This is a genomic window from Velocimicrobium porci (assembly GCF_009696045.1).
GTDB lineage: Bacteria > Bacillota > Clostridia > Lachnospirales > Lachnospiraceae > Velocimicrobium > Velocimicrobium porci.
Map to the genome: position 1 here is coordinate 1 of NZ_VUMT01000016.1, position 20818 is coordinate 20818.

Genomic DNA, 20818 nt, shown 5'->3' on the forward strand with positions numbered 1-20818 from the left:
TCTACATCATGCACATGTAATACCAATATCAGGAAAATCATACAGGTTAAAAGATCACTTAAAACAGACAGACTAATTGTACATTTTTATATCATATTTTTTGTACATTAGGTCTTGACATTTTATAAATGCCGTCCAGTGTGGCTTCAATGGCTCTTGCCTGCCGGGAGAGGGAAACCGCCTGTTTGAAAAGCCGGGTGGGGATATGCTTCCGGCCTGTCCTGCTGGCGCTCTCCCCACGCTCCAAGTCAGGATATTTCTCCACCATATAGGCGTGAAAATCGTCCTGCCACTTCGTCAGGTTTGCCCGGTTGCCGATAATCTCCTTTGCACACAGGCGGTTGTCCTTTGTCAGCGGAACAAAGGTCAAATGCAGGTGGGGCGTTTTCTCGTCCATGTGTACCACCGCCGACACGATATTTTCCCGTCCTACCCGGCCAATGAGGAAGTCCGCCGCCCTCTGGAAAAACGCCTGTATCTCCTTTGGGGATTTCCCCTTGAAAAACTCCGGGCTGGCAGTTACCAGCGTATCGACAAACCGTGTGCTGTCCTTGCGGGTTCGGCACCCGGCCTGTTCAATGCGGTTTTGAATGAAATGATAGTACCTGCCCTCTGGCTTGACGATATGAAAGTTGTACTTGCTCCGGCTTGTGTCAATGTCGGGGTTGCTGGCGTATTGTTCTTTCTGTCTTTCGTGATGGGCTTCCAGCGGCCTTGCCGGGTTGCCCTTGTGCTTCTCAAACCGCAAAATTGCGTGTTGTGCCATTCTGCTCCTTTCCCCATTCCTTTCCTATCCGGGGTTTTCCACAGGGAAAATCCCGCAGAAATTAGCTCGGATAGGATTGGAATGGATAGAATATAAATAAATCTTTTTAATCTTTGTATTTCTATATACCGTCCGGTTTTCGTACTTCCGGGGAGTGATTTCCTCACTTCATAAGTACGGTTTTCAGCCCTCCGGCGTACCAGAACCGGATTTCTTGAAGTCGGTGTTTGGAACCGCTTCATAGGATTTTGGGAAAATGCGGTTGGGTTTTCCACAGCCCTGCTTCTGGATCTCCACCAGCCCGGCGTATTGCAGTTCCCGCAGGGTGTTTACCGCTTTCTGCCGCCCACAGTGGAGCAGGTCAACCACCTCGCAGATGGGATAGTACAGATAAATCCGTCCGCAATCATCCGCCCACCCATTCTTGCGGGATAACTCTGTCCGGCGCAGGATAAAGGCGTACAGAACCTTTGCCTCGTTGGACAAGGGCTTGAATGTGGGGGCTTCAAAGAGGAAATTCGGGAGCCGGGTGAAGCTGAACGCCTTTTCCGGCTGATGGATATAGATGGTATTTGTCATAGTGCGTTTTGTGGACGGTTAGAAGCCCGTTTTCCGGGGCGGGCGATACTTTATACCACCAGCCCCGGTTTGGGGCTTGCGAAGCCTGATAAATCAAGGCTTTTTTCGCTCCTAACTGTCCACAGCAGACCTCCTTTTCCGTTCACTTTCTGTTTTCTGCCGCCTGTGAACTCTGGCGGCACAGCCGGGGCAGTATTTTGCCCGGTTGGATTTGGGGACGAACACACCGCCGCAGACCTCACAGCGTTTCAAGTCCTTATCCCGGAAAATCTCCGCTTCCAGCGTCCCGTCCAGCGGCAAGACCGCCCAGCGGAACCACTTACAGCAGACCGAGAAAGAAATCGTCTGCGGACAGGTGCAGGTGTCCCCATCGTCAAGGACAATGCAGTTGCCGTCCTCACAGCAACAGCACTCCCGGCGTATCAGGCTGGCCGCCTGTTTTCTCTGCGCCGGGGTCATGCGGTAAAGGGAACCGTCCGGCCTGCGTTCCAGCGGCGGCAAGTCTTTATAGGGGTTATCTCTCATGCGTTCCCTCCATTTTGCTTTCCGTTGCCGTTCTCCCCGAAAAGGTTTCCTGCCCCATTCCTGCGGCGTGTTCCGGCGTTGGCACGCTCCTCGCAACTTCGGGACATTTTGTCCCGAAGTCCGACTCCTTGCGGTGCTTCCCCAGCCGGGGTATTCCTTTTCGGACGGTCATTCTGTTTTCAAGGTGCCGTCCATCGATGAACTACCCTAAGTCTACACGAAAAAAATGCAATTCCCGGAATATTGCGAGAATTGCATTTTGATGAAGTTTACACTTTGGAAATTGCATTTTTGCAATCATTCTGTATAATGGAAGTATGCGGAGGAGGTGCGTATCTATGGCTTTACCCGGAACGCCCGGACAGCGGATTTCCGATTTATGCAACGGGAACCACATCACACAAAAGGAACTTGCGGAGAAGATAGGCGTTTCCGCTTCCCAGTTGAGCCGCATTGTCAGCGGCGAAACAAGAACGGTCAGCAGTGATATTCTCATAGGTGTGGCAAAGGAATTTAAGGTATCGACAGACTACATACTGGGCTTGTCTACCGTGAGCGTTCGTAAAAGCTACGATATTTCTGAATTAGGCTTGTCCGAGGGAGCCGTGAGGGGGCTTGTGACGGGTGCTGTTGATGTGCAAATCCTCAACCGCCTGTTGGAACACAGGAATTTTCCTAAGCTGATAGATTTGATACGGATTTATTTTCAGGATACGGCGGCAAAGGGCATAACAGCAAGAAACCAGCTTATCGAGATGGCAACGGCTTCCCTGTCCGACCTGATGAAAGAACACCCGGAACACCGGGCAGAAGCGAAGCAGGATTTACAGCTTTTGAACGCCCAAAAGATAGGGGAACATGAAGCGGAGATTGAAAAAATCAAAAATGTGTTCCTGGCTATCCTGCGGGACATTAAGAAAGACATTGACAACGGGGAACAGCCGGGAGAAGCTGTGACCGCCGCTATGTTCCAAGCCATGCGGGACGCACTGGCGGAACAGAAACAAAAACCACTTTCCATTGACGATGTAACGGCGATGATAGCTGGACAGATCGGACAGCTTACACCGATGGATAAAGAAACTGTTGAAATGTTCCAGCAGTTTGCGAAGAAGATGATTGAGCAGGCAGGAACAAAGTGATAAATTTGAATTGTGAGGGAAAATACAGATGAATCAAGGAAGAATTATTGTGATTACAGGCTCACCGGGGACAGGAAAAACAACAACTGCGTCAATTGTCGCAAAGGAATCAGATATGGATAAATCAGTGCATATGCACACCGATGACTTTTTTCATTACTTAAGCAAAGGCGCAATACCACCACATTTGCCAGAATCCAACGAGCAAAATCTGGTTGTCATTGAAGCCTTTTTAGAAGCTGCAAAGCGATATGCTCGTGGCGGATATGATGTAATTGTAGATGGGATTGTCGGGCCATGGTTTTTGGAGCCATGGAAAGCTCTTGCCCAAGAAGATTACGAGGTACACTATATTGTATTAAGAGCGAGTAAAAAAGAAACTATGAAGCGAGCTGTGGAACGCTCAAAATTAGATAGAAAAACAAATATTGAATTAGTGGAAACAATGTGGGAGCAATTTTCCGGTTTGGGAGTATATGAATCAAATGTCATAGACACAACTACATTCACAATTAAAGATACGGTTTCCGCAATAAAAGAAAGAGTTGCATGTGGGACGTCTTTACTATCTTAGACATTCCCATTTGTCAGGAAGATAGCAAAGCCAGCCGAGCCAGTCAACGGTCAAGATGAACGGCGCATTTCATGCGCCGCCGTTGACAGTCCCGCCCGTCTTTGCTAAAGGGTAATCAAGGCGGGAAAGCCCTAAAATGGCTTCACACCTATTTCAATAATTGGAGGAGATAAAAATGAGATCAGAAAAGGAAGTTTATGATATTGTTTTGAATTTTGCAAAAACAGACAAACGCATTCGCATGGTTACTTTGGAAGGATCTAGAACAAATACAAATATTCCGCCTGATGATTTTCAGGATTTTGATATTACTTTTTTTGTTACGGATATGGACAGCTTCACAAGTGATGATAAATGGCTAGATATATTTGGTGAAAGGTTGATTCTGCAAAAGCCGGAAGATATGGAATTATTTCCAGCTGTAGAAAAGGGATTTTCATATTTAATGCTGTTTACTGATGATGTTAAGATAGATTTAACTTTGCTGCCGCTGGAACTGATAGACGAGTATTTTACATGGGATAAACTGGTAAAGTTACTGTTGGATAAAGACAACCGTATCGTAAAGCCGCCAATACCAACGGATATAGACTACCACTTGCAGAAGCCTACTCAAAGAATGTTTGACGATTGCTGTAATGAATTTTGGAATACTACAACATATGTAGTAAAGGGCTTATGCCGCAAAGAAATTCTTTTTGCTATTGACCATATGAATGATATAGTACGAAAAGAATTGCTTCGCATGATTTCCTGGCTGATTGGTATCAAACAGGGATTTCATTTCAGTTTGGGAAAAAACTATAAATTTATGAAGCAATATGTCCCAGAGGAATTGTGGGAACGACTTATGTCCACTTATAATATGGATTCCTATCCCCATATGTGGGAATCCTTTGAACAATGTATGGCATTGTTCCGGGAGGTTTCGTCAGAAGTGGCATGCCAGTTGGATTACCAGTATCCACTATATGATGAAAAAATCAGTAATTATGTGATTCGGCAAAAGAAAAAATATGGCATTGAAGATGATAACAAATAAAATTTTTTCAATCGAAAAAATTTATTTTGATTATTCAATTTTGAAAAACTGAATACCTCAAAATCAGAAAGAGAGCGGCCAAGCACTTTGAGGGATTGGCCGCCTTGTCCACCCATCCAGCGGGACAGCGGGCGGAGGTCAAGGCCGGGTGTAAACCCGTTCATTTCAGCCTTGACGGTTGCCCGTTGTCCTGCTACTTTTCCGGGAGTGTGGCCACAACTTCGGGACACTTTGTCCACAAGTTGGAGCGTAGGACGAGGAACTGGGGCTTTCATATACGCCCTGTCTGCTGATGAGTCCAGACCTGCGCTTGCGGCTCCACGCCACGCAAGCACAGCCCTGTTTTCCTGCCGCTTCAAATGCCCTTGCCCTCCCCGGCGGCAACGGCATTTTCACGGCAACGCCGGCAGAGCGTATAACACACTACACTTTGCTTCGCAAAGTCGTGTGCCAAATGGGGGCGTTGCCCCCTTTGGAAACCCCCACAAGAAAAGGCGGTACGCTACCCCTCCACGGGGCGCATACCGCCTTTTCTTGTTATCCAGCCCTCCGGCTGTATCGGTTGAGCAAAAGTCCGCGTGGGATTGATGTGGTATCTTTAACTTTGGGAAACTCCATTCTCCCACTTATTAACAGCAGGCGTGGTCACACCTAATCTATTTGCCATTTCTTCCTGAGTTATTCCTGCTTCTTTTCTGTATTTTTTAATCACTGCACCAATATTCATTTACATCATCTCCTAAATCAAATTCAAAAGCTTTTGTAAATAAATCATAACAACAATCCGTCATAAAAACAATTGAGCGGTTGTTAAATAATATTCAATTTTATTAACCTGTAGGAAATAAAAACACGCCCGGAAGTGGTATCATGCCACCCCGGACGCTTGGTATAAATACTAATAATTGTATTTATTCAATAATTCATCCCACTTCTCCTGAAAATATTCCACACTCTTATTTCCAAGAATATCATCCTCACTAATTACCTCTTTAAGCTTTGCCCAACGGAATCTTGTCTGTTCTCTCTGATATCTCACAACTGTACCTCCAACAAACTTAACATCCTTAAGTTCAATATCTCTATCTGTATATGAATGACGATCTGGTCTTTTAATAACTACATCTCCCATTTTAATATTCTTTGCATATCTTGAATCTGCCTCTACTATATTTATAAACACTGGATCTACACTAAATTGCGATACTGTCATAGATGCATACTTTTCAGAACAGCCAATCTCGATTAATGCAAAGAACTTTTCAATATCACTCATTCTATCAAGAAACAAATCAAATAATTTTTGAACATTAATGTCCATGACCTCATTTTTAAGTTCCGGACCTTCATTGTTCTTATCTTCAAACGCTTCCCCTTCAATACCATCTTCTTCCATCATCTGATCAATTGACATTCTGCCATCCAAAAAATCCAATGCAGCCTTTATATCTTTAACCGTCAACTCTTGTCTTTCTTCATGAATCATTTCCGCTGTCACGTCATAAACATCAATATGATATCTGGCTGCCAATCTATTTCTAATACCAAGAATAAGATGAAATTTCTTTTCAACATCTCTTGTAACCCCATGAATACCTGCATATGTCAGGACAAGTGCCTCTGATGAAAGATGCTTAAGAAATGTAGAAAACTGATACTGTTTCTCCTCATCCTCTAAATGCGCCGAATCATTAAAACTAAGAAGATTATCAGATATCACAATCTTAAAATTACTAATAAAGTCCTCTTCATCCTGTCCGAATTTGTGTCTCTTAAGACAATGTTTTCCTGTTGTCTTCTCCATCTCATCAATCGCCATTGTAAGTAAGTTCAATACTATAATCAATACCATCAGCTGCTGGAACATGATCTCTGATTGCTCTTAAAATAGCAATTACCCTTGTCATGTAATCTGAAAAAGACTCTAAGTTACTGTTAAATGTGAATGTTGTACGCATAATTTTTTCCTCCTGCGACTTAAAAATTTGTCTTGGGAGGAAGCGCACACATCCTCTGGTATTTAATTGGCTAAAAGAAAAATGGCCTCCCTCCCGGTTACATACCAGGAAGAAAGCCTCCGTATTCCATATTCAAAAAATAAGACGTGAAAAACGCCCAGTCTTCGCTGGTATAGTTTTTCACGCCTCTCTTGGGTCATGCCCGTGTATCGTGATGAGCACTAATTCAATTGTGTTCTTATTGCTGCCTAGATATAGAATCTATCATGAACAGCATGTTCTAATAATTTCTTTTCAGTGTACTTTTTTAACTGAAGCACTCGCTTACAGCATGTACACTTAATCGCTACGCTCGGTAAAACCGGCGCATCATCTTCTCCTGTAAGAAAATAAGACATATGCAAGCTTTTCTTACAATTCTTGCAATAAAAAACGATCTCTTGCAACAGAATTCACCTCCAAAAAGATAAAATAACGTTCATCTCATCGAGAAAAAAGGGAATTGTCATTCTCGTGCAAATGTAGCCATAGCCGTTGATCTAGCGGCTAATGAAGTGGGTTTTCCGATAACACCGAGCCCGTGTCCCCACTGCAGAGTACTCTAGCTGATCCCATATGCCTCCAAAAGCAAACATATGTTCTATTTGTATAATACCCTACATTTCGGAGATTTGCAATAGCTACATTTTAGAATTCAAAAATTAGATCCCTCTTTGTTCCTCATTGGTAACACTTACTGCAAAATAAAAAGAACTTCGAAGTCTGCTTTAGGAAATGCCTTCTTAAGCCCTTTTATAGTTTTTGCTCCAATTCCTCTTTCTCCAGAGAGAATTCTAGATAACTGAGATTTAGATATCCCTGTTCTAACTGATAACTGGCCTAAGGACATTCCATGTTCCATCATTAGTTCTTTAAGATACGAACTATTAAGCATGGCTGTATCCTCCTTCTGTTTATTTGTTACTCATTGGTAACATCTTTAATCTTATAATACCATCTTTTTCCAGCAAGTCAATATTTATGTTACCAATAAGTAAAAAAGTGTTGCCTTTAGGGAACAGTGATGATATAATCAAATCACAAAGGAGTGACACATATGAAGGTAGGAGAATTTATACAAAACAAACGGCGAGATTTAAAGCTCTCGCAAAGAGACCTCGCAATAAAATGTAATCTAAGTAATGCCGAAATATCACGAATCGAATCAGGACTTCGTAAACAACCGTCACCAGAGACATTAAAAGCTATCGCAGCTGTACTCAATGTTAACGTAAATGATTTATATGAAGCTGCAGGTTATCTAGAAAATCCATCAGAATCAAAATTTGATTCATCACAATATTTATATATTGGTGATTTATCCGAAACTGAAATTGATCAGCTCACTAAATATGTTTTATTTCTCAAATCTCAAAGATGATCATAATATATCTAAAACAGGCTACTTGCTTAATTGCAGGTAGCTTTTTCTTTATCTATCCAAAAAAAGAAAAGATTAGAAATATAGATTTGCAATTTTTCACGCACTAATACTGCTCCAATAATCTATACTCTAATCTTTTCCCATTTGCTTGAGATTTTTAAACTAAAACATCAATATTTTTCTAAAAACTATTCATCCCAATTTTTCAATTATATTTTTCGCATTCGTCTTATAAGCAAGACATTATATTTATCAATTCAAAATTTATCGCGGGACTTAACCCAATATCAACCAAAAAATAATATTAAAAATCATTTACATATTTGCTTAAACCCAAGACATATTTGATTCGCTCGTAATTTACTAAATAGATATTTGTTCATTTTTAATCACCTCTATTCACAAAACATATGTACAGTTTCCGTTTCTTAATTCTCGTTTTGCTACTCTACCATCCTTTCTATGTATTATAATCTGCTTTCTAGTAGTCTACCCCTTTTTCCCGAATACCTGGAAGCCACATAAAATGTGACTTCCCATTCCGGAAATTTGGATGCTACTAGATTAAATTAAAATCATCAAATTTTGTTGCACAAACTATCTTTTCCATCAGCATGTTATATACGGACAGATTTATTTCGTCCATAGAGTCAAATAGCAAATCAATTGCACTTCTCTCAGCTTCCGGAACTTGTGCTTTAATTTTACTTTTAATTTCCTCTAGCTGTCTCTTCGCATCCAAGAATTCTTTTGATTCCATTACGTGACTCTCAACTTCATTGATATCGTCAAGTTTATCCTGGAACCATTCTTCTTGGTATCTCTTCATCTTTAGATCCAGCCTTTCTTTTGAAATTTTACTCTATTCAATTGTCATCAACTAGCGAGATAAATTCGCTTTTTCCGTAATGATTTTCTTTAAGAATTTGCATTTTTTTTGCATCAAAATATGCAACCGATACGTTTGCCTTTACCATCTTCTCATCTACGCGCTTTAGCAATTCCTCATAAAGTTCATCATTACTTAAAATCATCGAATACTGCCTTCCTTTTTTGGCTTCAAAGGAAAGTAGCCTTCCCAAATAATAATAATATGAAACTCTTCTCGCCTGCTCTTGCATAGCCTGGCTCGATTTGTCTAAGACAACATGCCATGTAGAAACATCACCATCTGTAATCTGAACCTCAAAATCCAAATCCTCATGTTGATTAGAGGACTTGATTTGATATGTACATTGACTTTCCAATAATTTTTTAGATATTAAACCATAAGCTAAAGTATCCATTTGTTGAGCCAATATTTGTTCATAAGTAAATACGCTTTGAATCTCGTTCTCATCAGTATAACCAGCAGCCTCAAGGAAATCCCGGCTGGTCAATCCAAGTGATTTTACATACGGATCTGAACTAAACTTTAAGCATACTTTTTTTGATGGTTTGTACTTTCCAGACTTGATTCTCGAAACATGCATTGGAGATACACCGCAAGAATTAGCATACTCCGTCATGCTCCTTCCACCAATTGCCTTAGTCAGAAGCTCCTCCATAGCATTTGTTGCCATGGTATTTTCACTCACAATAAGTCCTCCTTTCCTACTTTAGTGGACATAGTTATCCCTTCAACTAGTATTATATCTGAAAAAACATCTAAGTCAAGATAATTCATAACATTTTCTCTAAAATGTTACAAAATGTTACAGCAAAAAGGACATAAGTTTTTATCCTACGCCCTTCTGCTACTATTATTCAGTTTTCAAATACATTTGCACTCCACCATATACCACGGCAAGATTTAAGCTTTCAACCTCTTCCGGTGTAACCCATACAGTAAATGCTGTTGCAATCCCATCAGGTTCTGTAATCTTATTACCAGAATTATCATATACCTCTGCAACATATACATTCTCTGCATATAACGTTAATAGCTCTGTCGCTGGATCAAGGGCATATACATCTACAATGTCACCTCGTCTAAGAGAACCATTTACACCATCGGCAAAATTCTGTGCATCAAATGATGTCACTTCGTACCCAGATAAATACTTATCCATAACTTCATCTTTAGAGGCAAGATTATCCGTTAATACCATCTGCGATTTCTTCATGGCATCCTCAATGTAAAAACCATCCTTTGAAAGCTCTCCTACTGACTTTATTGCATTTTCCGGAACCGCCTCTAGCTGAACCTTCACAGTCGTAAAATATTTATCAATATCATCCACGGAAACATAGGTATTAGCAGCAACATCTTCCTTCATACATACAACTGTGGTCTTAAGATCATCCTGAGCCTGTTTCTGCTGCATGGCAAGATAAATCGCACACACAACAATTCCAGCAAACAGTAACGGGAGCACAATCACCTTCAGTGTAGATACAATCTTTGAACTGTCACCCTCCGCCTTTCTCTCCCTCTTACTAGCCTGCTTTGCCTCTTTATTCATCTTTTTCTTCTGCTCTTCGCTTACTTTTTTCTCAAACATAACAAAAATCTCCTTTCTTAATTGTTAATTTCCAAGGTGCAATAGATATCCTTGGTTTTTGTTACCATATCTCCATTAATCACGCTCTTTATATCAAATCTGACTCTGCCATATGCCGATGTCTCTCTGACTATCTCTCCGGTCGGAGCCCTCTCACTTCCAACTCTTCCGGTTGTAACACGCTTATTTGCTGCGTTTCCCAAATACTCAGTAATGGTTATCCTACTGCCTTCTACTTCATAACACACAAAAGTATCAAAGCTGAAATTATAGTAAAAACCATCAGTTTCTCTCACTGCATCCATCATGCAGGCCCTGAATATTCTGCAAGACTCGTCCGTATTTTTAAACCTAACAATAGGAGTTCCTAATGTCTCATAGGTTTCAAAATAATACACATCATCCGCTACAAGACTTGCAAGCACTGCGTCTGCTAAAGAGTCATCCACATGATGCTGATGGGTCATAAGCTTACTTACCTGCGCCATATAAAGCGTAATAATCACAACAATCATTACAGTCATAAACATAAATAGATATCCAAAAGCTCCAGATGCTTTCTTTTTTTGTAAAGCCATACTCTTCATGACACACCCCCTACTGTTTTGCTGTGGTCTGACGATTAATCGTGATTCTGCTTGGATGTGTGGTATACTTTGATATCGCTCCTGCAAAAGAGAGGATATTATCATCATATGTACCACTAATACACAGATATATTCTCTCGCCATAATCCACTTCCCTGGTTGTTGTTCCGGAAAAACTGATATTATATAGCCCACAGCTTTCAAGTTCTGCTTTAAGAGCTGCCTGATCGGCTGGCTTTAAATATCCTTCTGTTTCCATAATAAGCATGTATTCTCTTGCTGCCTGACGCATTCCCCATTTGTCGCTTACTCCTGAAAATGCTCCAAAAACAATCACAAGAAAAGCACATACCAAAATCAGATTTACAAACATAACCAGTGTATTCTCAATGACGGAGGCTTTTTTCTTTTTCTTAATAATTTCCATCATAGCCACCTCCTAAAATCCTGCCGTAAGTTCTAAAAGCTTGATAACAATGCAGTAAAGAATCATCGCTAAAATATCCATAGCAATAAAAATCACATACATCATGGTCTTCTTCTCTAATATCATGCAACGTCTCTTATTGACACTTACCTGCTCTCTTTCAATATTACTCTCCAGTGTCCTAAGTGCTTCATCCACCTGACCGGTAGACTGTAATGATTTGATTACCGTACAAAAAGCACTGATTTCACCATTGGAAAAGCTCATTTCAAGCTCATCCAAACAGCTATCAAGACTTCTTCCAGAATCAAGCTCGCTTCTAAGCTTCATAAGAGCCGTCTTAAGTCGCTTGTTCTCTACTACGATTACGGAATCCTTTAATGCGTCTGCAATATACTGACCACCTCTTTTTCCGTACAATACAGATCTACTCATCTCCATGATATCCGGCATCATTTCATCATTTGATGATTTATTCTGCAGTCTTAAAATCAAATCAAGGAAAAACCATCCAGCAACCACTGCTATACCTGTGATATACTTTCCGACTTCCAAATCCATCAATCCACATAGTATAAAAAATGAAATAAATCCAAATGCCATTGCCATAAGAGCCTTATACATATACCACTGGCTGACAGTCATCTGATCCTTAAGGAGAACTCCGGCTCCAAGCTTTTTAAGCTCAATCTGTTTTTCTGCCACAAATCTTGTAACAAAAGATGAATTCTTCACCTTTGAAAGCTTCTTCTTTGCTTCCTTTGCAGAAGTTGTTCCTCTTATCAGATATACAATTCCTTGCGCTAAAGAAAATACAATGACAAACAAAAGCGCATATAAAATCTTAATCATCCCTCGTCCTCCTTTCCTACTTATCTGTCTTAAACATCTTGATTCCAACCATCAAATACAATAGCCCTGTAATAAGAAGCAATATCTGTCCAATCATTGTTCCTGTAAGACTTCCTGCAACATCAATGTCAAGGCCAGCTCCAATGATTAATACAATCACTACCGCCATAATACTGATTACAATCAGTGTCAGCTTCATGGAAAACAAAATATTCTTTCTGTCTTCTCTTGCCGATAATCCTGCAGCCACCTGACTCATCATCTGAGCTAATACTTCTTCATAATTTGCCTGATAATGCATACAGTTTTTTAAGTTCACAAAGATCGTCTGAAGCTGCCTGTTATCAACGGATTCTTTCATATAATCAAAGGCAATATCAACATTTCCCGTGCTTTCCGCATCTGCCACAAACTTCTCTGCTATTTTCTTTAAAGGACCCGATAACGAAGGAATTGTATTCTGAAAGATAGTTACAATATCACTACTGCCCTTAGCATGATTAGATAAGATGGATATAAAAATCGCTGTATTGTCTTCAATCTGGTTATAGGTCTTTCCTGCAAGCACCATAGCAATACCATATAGCACTACTGCCTGTGCAGAGGCCAAGAATATGCCTACTAAACCATTGCTCCATATGAGAGTTCCTTCGAAGAAACCTGCTATTGAAGCTAAAATGATAGCTCCTAGAAACACTTCTCCATTTATAAACTTGAAGCGATTCTTAATTCCGCTTAAAAGCATAAGCCTGTCAAGCTTATACAAAATGGAATTATTTTCAATGGAACCAAATCGGGTTACAAACGCTGCTTCCGATAATACCTTTGCATCCACATTGTCCTTGTATTTTTTGACTACTTTTCCCCAGACATTGTTCTCTACAAATCGTCTATGCAGTAAATACATAAACAAGAATGCAAAGATAAATATAAGCGCCCAGGGAAGTACTTTAACTACTGCCTCCACTCGTATCCTCCTCCTTTTCTTCAATATTTATAGGAACATTAATATCTACATCCCCTTCATCACCGGGATCTGACATATCGTCAATGTCCTTTTCAAATCTATCTGGATCACTTGGATCAAATAGAACCGTGCCATCTTCGTTATAAAGAATCATAGGCTCATTCCAATTGATATTTTCATCATATGCTTCGCCATTGTACTTACCTGCATCACTATCAGAGACATATCTGAAAAGCCCTACACCATTTACGAAATAATATCCGCTGACAAAATAATCTGGGATTTTTACTGCTATAAAGTTGCTATGCATAAATTCATAATCATAACTTACGAATCTTTCAAAGCTTCCAAAGCTGTGAATGTTGGCTTGCAGATTAAAATCCTGATAGAAAGTTCCTGTGTAAAACTCGCAGGTATACGTCTTATCCTTTTTCAGCTTAATGACTGTTCCACCATCTGATACTGTGTCCTTATTCACCCTCATACTTCCTACCTTATCTAAATACAGTCTGGATATTGCTCCAAGTTCCGTAAGGGCGGAAGCATCTGATTTCATGTCAATGTAATACTTGTAATCATCATCTTCTACATCAGCAAAAACCAGATAATAATGACCGCCCATATCCGCCTGCAGATTGGAAACACCAATGGTGTAACCATAATCTGCAAATCGTTCAAACACGATGGAATCCGGTACCGTTTCATCATGCACATAAATCAGATAATCCCCCGACTTTACTGTAGGAATCTTGGAATCTGTATCAGAATCAATCCATATGCTCCTTGGATACTCTGTTACTTCTTCAAGCTCCTTTTTCTTAAAGTTGTAATCTCCTGTAATACAGGTAAAAAATACATCCTTGCCAGCCGTTTTCTTTAAATCTTCTTCTAACTTTCCACCATCGTGATGCCATACATATGCCTTACCACTTTCAAGATCATTTACGCTACTAAAGCTTGTAGGCTTGTCATTAGATAAACCAAGCAACGTATCAAATACTCCGCAACCTGTTAATGATAAAGCCATTGCACATACCAGGCCCAAACTACAAACTCTCTTTAGGATCGTATTTGTACTTATCATTCTCATCGCAAACTCCTTTCACGGTAAATGGATATACCTTTTCAAAAATAAGGGCATCTCTTTCCTTGTCCCAACCTGCGATTCTAATTACCTCATCCACCCTGAAATTACGAAGATGCACTACATACTCAAAGCCCTGTAACTGCTTCAAAGAATCCTTTGTCGAATATCCAGTTGCCTGACTGATATAATCTGCCATCTTATCTACTGCCATCTCACAAGATTCACCGTGAACGGAAGTCCAGCATTTATGACCAGTCATAGATGCTTTTGATAATCCTGCAGCCTCAGAGCCTTCCTTTACCTCACCAACAATCACTCTGTCCAAGTCCACAAGAAGCGCGGCTCTAGTAAGATCTCCAAGCTCATAACTAATCTTTGAATCTCCCTGATTTGTCATTACATGGCAGCTAAATAAATCAGGATGTACCAAATCAAAAAGCTCCGCATTTTCCTGACAAATCATTACCGACTCGTCATATGGAATCTCAGCAATCATCGCATTCATAAGCGTTGTTTTACCACTTGCACCCTTACCGGTAAAAAGAATCCCCTTTGATGAAATCATACAATTCATAAGCTGATTAAAATCTTCATTATCATCAGAGAAATATTTCTTACATTTACTCTGGCTAATCTTGATTTTTTTACTAGAATCCTTATGCCGAAACATTCCAGCTTCCTCTAAGGTTCCAAGATTATACTTGTTCTTAGGAATCTTTCTGATTGCTACCACTGGCTTTCCACCATCTACCAAAAGCCCGGAAATAACTGTTATTCGAAGAATAAAGTCATCCTGGCTTGCATCCGTAAAAGTCTGAATAGCATTTGCCGTACCAAGATTTACCTTGTTTCTCTCAAGAAGCTTTGTCACAAAGACCTTATACGCCACCTCATCAGAAAAACTAATATCCGAACCGCTTCTTTTACCAGTCTTCTTAATACGAATACCTTCCGGTCCATACAGTTTAATATCAGAGATGGTTTCTTCATGAATTAAGTCATCAATGATTCCATAACCCCAAAGCTCCTTTTTAATAAGGTCAACAACAAAATCTTTCTCTTCTTCTGTAAGTTCCTTACCAGTCTCATCCTGATAATCCTTTAACTGTTCTCTCATGTCTTTTAATATTTTGTCTCTGGTGACATGAAGCCCTTCGACATTTTTCTTATTCAAATTGGCAAGAATCCCAGCGTCCTGTCTGGCATGAAATTCTGCTTCAATGAGTCTTGCCAATTCTACATATTCATTTTTTCTCTTATCCATCTTCTTCCTCCATTACCCTCTCAACTTCATGATGAAGGTTCTTATCTTCGTTGATTCCTTTGTATATAAATACCGAGCCAATTGCGATTGCGATAACAACCACAAATAAAACCAGCTTTATAAGAAGCTTTCTCTGTGCCACAGGATCTGCCTGTTGCTGACGTCTTAATTTCATATCTTCTTCTCGCTTCAAAACAATTGCCTTTTCTTTTATCTTTTCTACATCCTCAGTGGACTCATAAAAAAGCGTAATGGAAGGCTTAAAAAAGAAGCAGTATAAATATTTTCCATAGGTCATATCCTCTGTGTAATTACATCCAAAAGCCACTCCAATCAGTAACAACCCAAGAAACATGAGTATGCAAACAATTCTTGGGGTGTCACAGTAAAGCGGCAGTAACACATTGAGCAAAACTCCAGCAATTACACTTCCGAAAAATACGATTTTTTGAAAAATAGTCTGGTTCTTTAAAGCATCAATACCAAATAATGCATCAGAATCAATCTCTTCCAAATTTACGTTTCTGTTCATCTGCGCCATAAGCTATACTCTCCTTTCCTAGAACATTCTTGATGTTATTGCGTCACTACCCTTTACTAAACCACTGATTACAATTGGTGTAATTGCCATCTGCACGGTAATCAAAATGCACTTATATACATTCGATGCTCCAGCAAGATTGAAATTCACAAGATTAGTGCAAAGCGATACTCCGGTCTTTACCGCTACTACCATAAGCGCACCTGATATACAAAAACCAAAGAAGGTCTTTATATAAGTTAGCAATGACCTTGAAATATCATGCCCACCTGCTCCTAGTGCAATCGCAATTCCTGCAAATGGCAGTATCATAAGTGGCTTTAAAATTCGCTGAAATGCACTACTTATAATAGATAGGCAGCTTGCAACCATTATGAATAAAAGTACAATTCCTCCTATCAAAAACAGCAACGAGCAACCTATCGTACTCCAGAATTTTTCAAGCCATTCTCCCGACAACTCGAAGCTTGGTAACTCTAAACAGCTATCGATTATGGATTCCATATCTCCGCTAACGGATAATGTGTAACCACTTGTTGCCGAAATCTTTCCTGTAATTCCATCCGTAAAATCAATGATGTAGCCCATAATGCTCCACATGTTTGCAGCGATGTATAAAATAATGCAGTATCTTAGTGCATCCTGCAGAAACCTTTGAGCCTGCTGACCAGGTGGGGCTGATACCACAGTTTTATAAATTGCAATGATAAAAAATACTGTTGCAATCGGTACTGTAGCGTCTGCAATCGCATTGTAAAATGCATGTACCGTAGAATACGGGGTTCCACCACCTGCAAGCTTTGGGCTTGTTGTAAAGAGTGTCATGGCAATCTTCATAAGAGCATTCCAGACAGTAAAAGCACAGTTATATAACGCCTTTACAATATCCGCCATAACGTCTCCTTTCCTGAATTAAAAACCCCGACTCCTATAAATACCTTGGAGCCGGGTTACGTCTTAAGTAAGTGCTGTAATAAGAGCACTTAATCCAACAAGCACACCACCGGCCACTACTGAGTAAACAGCCTGATGTTCACCCTGCTGATCCATCTGACGGAATGCCATAGCAAACTTGATGCCGCCATAGACCAACATAACCGCTCCGATTGCACTACCAAGTGTAAGAAGTACAGACTTTAAACTTGTAATTGCCTTTGTGTAACTTGCTGCTGCTAAAACCATGTTTCCCATATTTTCGTTCTCCTTTCCTTCTTGATAAGGGGTAATTCCTTAACCCTTTCATTAAGTACTTGGAGCCTGAAAATCGTGATTACAGAAAAATAAGTAATTTTTTTATTTATCTGGCATATTTTTGCATAAAAAAAGCACCTATCATTTCTGATAGATGCCATATGTACTATTTTTCTATTTTAGGATGATTCTTCTCCCACTCATCACATTTTTGTTCAAGCAACTTAAAATCTGGTGTTGCAGCTCTAATATATCCTATATTCATACGATTATTTATACGATTATTATATACAGGATTAATATGCTTTTTTATAATTGTTGTTTCATTTTTTCTTACAAAATTAATTTCTTTTTGGAGCAATGCTTTATATGCTACATCTGATTCTGCATTGACATCAACCTTTATCAATTCAGATTCAGGAACTGGTATCATATTATTGCATTGTATTTTGCTATAAAAATCAATTCCATCTGTGTCCTTAGAGTACATAAACACAACAGGCTCTGTTGTATCCTTCAAAAGACAAATATCCTTTTTATACTTCTTGGTTGAGTAATCTGCTGGAAGCTTATCTCCCGTATATCCATTAATAGCAAAATCTTTTCCATACTTTGGTGAACTTAAAGGAACAACATAATTGTATTTTCCCTTCTTTACTATTAAACCTATGAACTTTCTTGTATTCTTTTGATCCGCATTTGATAATATCTTTTTAGGTTCAAATTTTCTCAAATACGATACATACGCTTCTGTAACTTCATATAATTCCATATCTTCTCCAAACAAATAAAAGGGCAAAGCAAAACACTTTACCCTTCATCTCACACTTAACGGTAGTGAATCTCCAAAATATTATCGCTCACACTTGACGGCAGTGAATCTCCAAAATATTATCGCTCACACTTAACGGTAGTGAATCTCCAAAAGACATTACTGTCTTTACATACATTATATGCAACAGCCAGCAAAAAATACAGTATTGACTTTTATAAATTTTATGGTATAATATATGCCCTTATTTGTTAATTTGATGCAATATAGTATATCATATTGTACTTGGTTTGTCATCAAATTTTATCTATAATATTTTTGCAAAATTTTTTATTTCATCGATGGTACAATCAGTCGGGAACATCTTCTGTATTCTGTCTGCACCATAGTCTGCCATAATAAGCTCATATAAAAACCTAATCTGCGCCTTTGTATATCCCGCCTGAATAAGGTTTTGAACCGTTTCTGCTCGTCTGACATATCTGTTTCTTGCCTCCATACTGTCATCATCTTTATCCTTGTAAATTGAAAAATCCACAGGAATGTTAGAATGCTCATCTACATATTTTTCATAATTTTCATGCAAGGTTTTCTGCATTGCTTCTGTAAGCTTTAATGTTGTTACCGGAGCATCCATCTTCCCTGCAAGAATAAGATTATTTACATCGGCTTCAGTAAGTCTGATAATTGGACTACCTGCTTCCCTTATCTTTTTTGCCTGAGCTTCAGCAACCTCCCCGCAAAGGAAAAAGGATGAGTTCTCCGCCTTAAACATTTCTCTTTTCTGTCTGGTCTTCTTTGGATCATACGGATTATGTTTTCTGCAAAGAAGCTTCACAAACGGTGTCTTTTCCATACGACACTTTGTTTCAAATAATGGATCAGCACCCTTTATAACAATGGCACACTCTCCATCCTTCTTCATTGCAAAGATATCTTCTGCAGATAACAGCGGCTTTTGCATAACATCTTCTGACCGTGAGCTACTTCCCTTATAATCCTTCGCATCTGAATCACTGGCTTTATGAATTGTCTGCGTTCCAAAATGCTTACTAAGATATTCGCAGGAATCCATATCGGGGGCACCTAAAATATCAATAATTGAACAGTTACCAATTAAGTCCTTGTCCATATCAAACTTAGGAAATTTTCGCTTAAGCTGAATCAAGTTCTGAACAATAATCACAGCCGACATATTTCTGCTTCGCATTGTTGAAAGCTTTTCTACAAAGGAATCCGGCAATGTAACATTGGCAAATTCGTCCATAAGAAAAGTCAGATGATGAGGCAACGTCTCATGCAGCTTGGGATCAATTGCTGTAAGGTGATATAGCTCATCAAAGAACAACGAATACACCATACTTGGAATCCAGTCATAGTATCGCTTATCTTCTGATGTAACGATGAATAATATTCTCTTACCAGTACTTGACTGCTCTGTCGGCTTTGAATAGCCAAAGCTTTCACTAATCTTAATTTCATCCTCAGATAACAAATCAATAACACACTGCAATTTCATATATCTGCAATGCGCATCAAGGCTGGCAACAATGGATGATGTTGTTTCCGCTGCACCGTTATAATACTTTTCAATTGCAACATAGCCAGGAAAATCCGAATCATGAGATTTCTTCCACTTAAGCTGAGCTTTCTTTGCAATATCTAAAATTCCACCAGGTCTGTTATCAATCGATCCATCCGCTTTTGTATATACTGTAGTTGCATTAAGGAGCTTTACAAAGGTTGCCCAGTTTCGCTCGTCTTCTACAATATATTCCTTCATGATATAGATAAGTGAAGTAAGAAGTACTTCCGCACTCTGCTCAAAGAACTGGTCATTTCCGCCACCAGCTTCATCCTGCGGAGTTGTTGCTTTCATAAGAATACCTGCAATGGACATAATATCTGACTCATTTCTGATATAACGGAATGGATTAAAATGGATACTCATAGGCATTCCTTCTTCCGACTCAACATTCATGACCATTACTTCATATCCGTTATCTTCAAAATACTGCCCTGTCTGCTTATAGAGCTCGCCCTTAGGATCCGTGACCAGAAAATTACCGCAGAGCTGACTAAGCATCGGACGTGCAAGTCGAAATGACTTACCTGAACCTGGAGGTCCTACCACAAGCATATTAAGATTTGATGTCTTAACATTATCGATTGATAAATACACTCCTTCCGCCAGCCAGTAATTCTTACAATTTACTGTAAGTTTTTCTGAAATACCCGCATCGCCTGTTACAACCTCAATCTCATTATCTGGGTCATGATTCGCAAACTGCCTTGTAAAGTCCTTTGCATTCCCCCACTTGGCAACACCATATTCCTGACCAGCAAATGGATGTTCAAATTTGGTTGCTATAATAATAAAAATCATGGAAAACATTACCCAAAAGACACCAATAAAGATAGGGGTCGCTTTCGTAACCCCTACCAAGAAATGGTGCTTAAGAATAATGAAATCATTAAAGTTTGCCATAAACTCCCACAAGTCATTTTCCGGCATCCATACAGCTCCACATAAAAATCCAAGATAAATACAAATAACCGTACCTATTCCATAGATAATCAATGTCTCCTTTAATGTTCTGGTATGCTTCTTAAGGGATGTTCCACTATTCTTACCCAT

The 20818-nt window shown here is 39.5% G+C and carries 25 protein-coding genes and 2 pseudogenes; 4 read left to right on the forward strand and 23 right to left on the reverse strand.

Annotated features, from left to right (window positions below):
* Positions 1-127 precede the first annotated feature (127 nt).
* The 3 genes and pseudogenes from mobV to FYJ58_RS10490 form a co-directional block, all read right to left on the reverse strand.
* Positions 128-766 (reverse strand): annotated as a pseudogene (gene mobV, locus FYJ58_RS10475) (MobV family relaxase); the annotation flags it as partial.
* A 183-nt stretch (positions 767-949) separates the two neighbouring features.
* A complete protein-coding gene (locus FYJ58_RS10485; RefSeq protein WP_002588752.1) occupies positions 950-1345 on the reverse strand; it encodes a replication initiator protein A in 396 nt (131 codons plus the stop codon).
* 111 nt (positions 1346-1456) lie between these two features.
* Positions 1457-1870 (reverse strand): cysteine-rich VLP domain-containing protein, encoded by a 414-nt coding sequence (locus tag FYJ58_RS10490; RefSeq protein ID WP_002588751.1) that lies wholly within the window; start codon positions 1868-1870, stop codon positions 1457-1459.
* A gap of 338 nt (positions 1871-2208) precedes the next feature.
* Between FYJ58_RS10490 and FYJ58_RS10495 the strand changes: the two genes are divergently transcribed.
* The 3 genes from FYJ58_RS10495 to FYJ58_RS10505 all read left to right on the forward strand — a co-directional run bounded on the left by FYJ58_RS10495 (position 2209) and on the right by FYJ58_RS10505 (position 4628).
* Positions 2209-3012 (forward strand): helix-turn-helix domain-containing protein, encoded by an 804-nt coding sequence (locus FYJ58_RS10495; protein ID WP_002334816.1) that lies wholly within the window; start codon positions 2209-2211, stop codon positions 3010-3012.
* A 28-nt stretch (positions 3013-3040) separates the two neighbouring features.
* Positions 3041-3586, forward strand: a complete 546-nt coding sequence (locus FYJ58_RS10500; protein ID WP_001071501.1) for an AAA family ATPase — start codon at positions 3041-3043, stop codon at positions 3584-3586.
* Positions 3587-3761: 175 nt separating this feature from the next.
* A complete protein-coding gene (locus tag FYJ58_RS10505; protein ID WP_001255868.1) occupies positions 3762-4628 on the forward strand; it encodes an aminoglycoside 6-adenylyltransferase AadE in 867 nt (288 codons plus the stop codon).
* Here the strand turns inward: FYJ58_RS10505 and FYJ58_RS10510 are convergent.
* The 6 genes and pseudogenes from FYJ58_RS10510 to FYJ58_RS10540 form a co-directional block, all read right to left on the reverse strand.
* On the reverse strand, positions 4577-4987 hold the full coding sequence (locus FYJ58_RS10510) for a hypothetical protein (RefSeq protein WP_002334817.1): 411 nt from the start codon (positions 4985-4987) through the stop codon (positions 4577-4579). The two genes, FYJ58_RS10505 and FYJ58_RS10510, sit on opposite strands and share 52 nt — an antisense overlap.
* Positions 4988-5235: 248 nt before the next feature.
* Positions 5236-5355, reverse strand: a pseudogene (locus tag FYJ58_RS10520) (helix-turn-helix domain-containing protein); the annotation flags it as partial.
* 171 nt (positions 5356-5526) lie between these two features.
* Positions 5527-6474 carry a hypothetical protein gene (locus FYJ58_RS10525; RefSeq protein WP_205839234.1) on the reverse strand — a complete coding sequence of 316 codons (948 nt, stop codon included), beginning with the start codon at positions 6472-6474 and terminating at the stop codon, positions 5527-5529.
* Positions 6437-6586 (reverse strand): hypothetical protein, encoded by a 150-nt coding sequence (locus tag FYJ58_RS10530; protein WP_154519684.1) that lies wholly within the window; start codon positions 6584-6586, stop codon positions 6437-6439. The genes FYJ58_RS10525 and FYJ58_RS10530 overlap by 38 nt, the downstream gene beginning before the upstream one ends.
* A 248-nt stretch (positions 6587-6834) precedes the next feature.
* Positions 6835-7032 carry a hypothetical protein gene (locus tag FYJ58_RS10535; protein WP_235912625.1) on the reverse strand — a complete coding sequence of 66 codons (198 nt, stop codon included), beginning with the start codon at positions 7030-7032 and terminating at the stop codon, positions 6835-6837.
* 287 nt (positions 7033-7319) lie between these two features.
* Positions 7320-7520 (reverse strand): helix-turn-helix domain-containing protein, encoded by a 201-nt coding sequence (locus FYJ58_RS10540; protein ID WP_154519686.1) that lies wholly within the window; start codon positions 7518-7520, stop codon positions 7320-7322.
* Between the two features lie 162 nt (positions 7521-7682).
* Between FYJ58_RS10540 and FYJ58_RS10545 the strand changes: the two genes are divergently transcribed.
* Positions 7683-8006 (forward strand): helix-turn-helix domain-containing protein, encoded by a 324-nt coding sequence (locus FYJ58_RS10545; protein ID WP_154519687.1) that lies wholly within the window; start codon positions 7683-7685, stop codon positions 8004-8006.
* A gap of 562 nt (positions 8007-8568) precedes the next feature.
* Here the strand turns inward: FYJ58_RS10545 and FYJ58_RS10550 are convergent.
* The 14 genes from FYJ58_RS10550 to FYJ58_RS10615 form a co-directional block, all read right to left on the reverse strand.
* Positions 8569-8838 (reverse strand): hypothetical protein, encoded by a 270-nt coding sequence (locus tag FYJ58_RS10550; protein WP_154519688.1) that lies wholly within the window; start codon positions 8836-8838, stop codon positions 8569-8571.
* Positions 8839-8875: 37 nt separating this feature from the next.
* Positions 8876-9586: a hypothetical protein gene (locus FYJ58_RS10555; protein WP_154519689.1), complete on the reverse strand. Its 711-nt coding sequence runs from the start codon at positions 9584-9586 to the stop codon at positions 8876-8878.
* A gap of 165 nt (positions 9587-9751) precedes the next feature.
* Positions 9752-10492 carry a CpaB family protein gene (locus tag FYJ58_RS10560; RefSeq protein WP_154519690.1) on the reverse strand — a complete coding sequence of 247 codons (741 nt, stop codon included), beginning with the start codon at positions 10490-10492 and terminating at the stop codon, positions 9752-9754.
* Between the two features lie 17 nt (positions 10493-10509).
* Positions 10510-11079, reverse strand: a complete 570-nt coding sequence (locus tag FYJ58_RS10565; protein ID WP_154519691.1) for a hypothetical protein — start codon at positions 11077-11079, stop codon at positions 10510-10512.
* A 10-nt stretch (positions 11080-11089) separates the two neighbouring features.
* Positions 11090-11509, reverse strand: a complete 420-nt coding sequence (locus FYJ58_RS10570; RefSeq protein ID WP_154519692.1) for a hypothetical protein — start codon at positions 11507-11509, stop codon at positions 11090-11092.
* A gap of 9 nt (positions 11510-11518) precedes the next feature.
* A complete protein-coding gene (locus FYJ58_RS10575; RefSeq protein ID WP_154519693.1) occupies positions 11519-12358 on the reverse strand; it encodes a type II secretion system F family protein in 840 nt (279 codons plus the stop codon).
* A 16-nt stretch (positions 12359-12374) separates the two neighbouring features.
* On the reverse strand, positions 12375-13325 hold the full coding sequence (locus tag FYJ58_RS10580) for a hypothetical protein (RefSeq protein WP_154519694.1): 951 nt from the start codon (positions 13323-13325) through the stop codon (positions 12375-12377).
* The gene (locus tag FYJ58_RS10585; protein WP_154519695.1) at positions 13309-14415 is read right to left on the reverse strand and encodes a hypothetical protein; all 1107 of its coding nucleotides are present in this window, start codon (positions 14413-14415) and stop codon (positions 13309-13311) included. The genes FYJ58_RS10580 and FYJ58_RS10585 overlap by 17 nt, the downstream gene beginning before the upstream one ends.
* Positions 14372-15676 (reverse strand): ATPase, T2SS/T4P/T4SS family, encoded by a 1305-nt coding sequence (locus FYJ58_RS10590; protein WP_154519696.1) that lies wholly within the window; start codon positions 15674-15676, stop codon positions 14372-14374. The genes FYJ58_RS10585 and FYJ58_RS10590 overlap by 44 nt, the downstream gene beginning before the upstream one ends.
* The gene (locus tag FYJ58_RS10595) at positions 15669-16217 is read right to left on the reverse strand and encodes a hypothetical protein (RefSeq protein WP_154519697.1); all 549 of its coding nucleotides are present in this window, start codon (positions 16215-16217) and stop codon (positions 15669-15671) included. The genes FYJ58_RS10590 and FYJ58_RS10595 overlap by 8 nt, the downstream gene beginning before the upstream one ends.
* 18 nt (positions 16218-16235) lie before the next feature.
* Positions 16236-17111 carry a type IV secretion system protein gene (locus FYJ58_RS10600; RefSeq protein ID WP_154519698.1) on the reverse strand — a complete coding sequence of 292 codons (876 nt, stop codon included), beginning with the start codon at positions 17109-17111 and terminating at the stop codon, positions 16236-16238.
* Between the two features lie 63 nt (positions 17112-17174).
* Positions 17175-17408 carry a hypothetical protein gene (locus FYJ58_RS10605; RefSeq protein ID WP_154519699.1) on the reverse strand — a complete coding sequence of 78 codons (234 nt, stop codon included), beginning with the start codon at positions 17406-17408 and terminating at the stop codon, positions 17175-17177.
* A 166-nt stretch (positions 17409-17574) separates the two neighbouring features.
* Complete coding sequence (locus tag FYJ58_RS10610; RefSeq protein ID WP_154519700.1) at positions 17575-18180, reverse strand: type III toxin-antitoxin system ToxN/AbiQ family toxin; 606 nt, start codon at positions 18178-18180, stop codon at positions 17575-17577.
* A 307-nt stretch (positions 18181-18487) separates the two neighbouring features.
* Positions 18488-20818, reverse strand: a complete 2331-nt coding sequence (locus FYJ58_RS10615) for a VirD4-like conjugal transfer protein, CD1115 family (protein ID WP_154519701.1) — start codon at positions 20816-20818, stop codon at positions 18488-18490.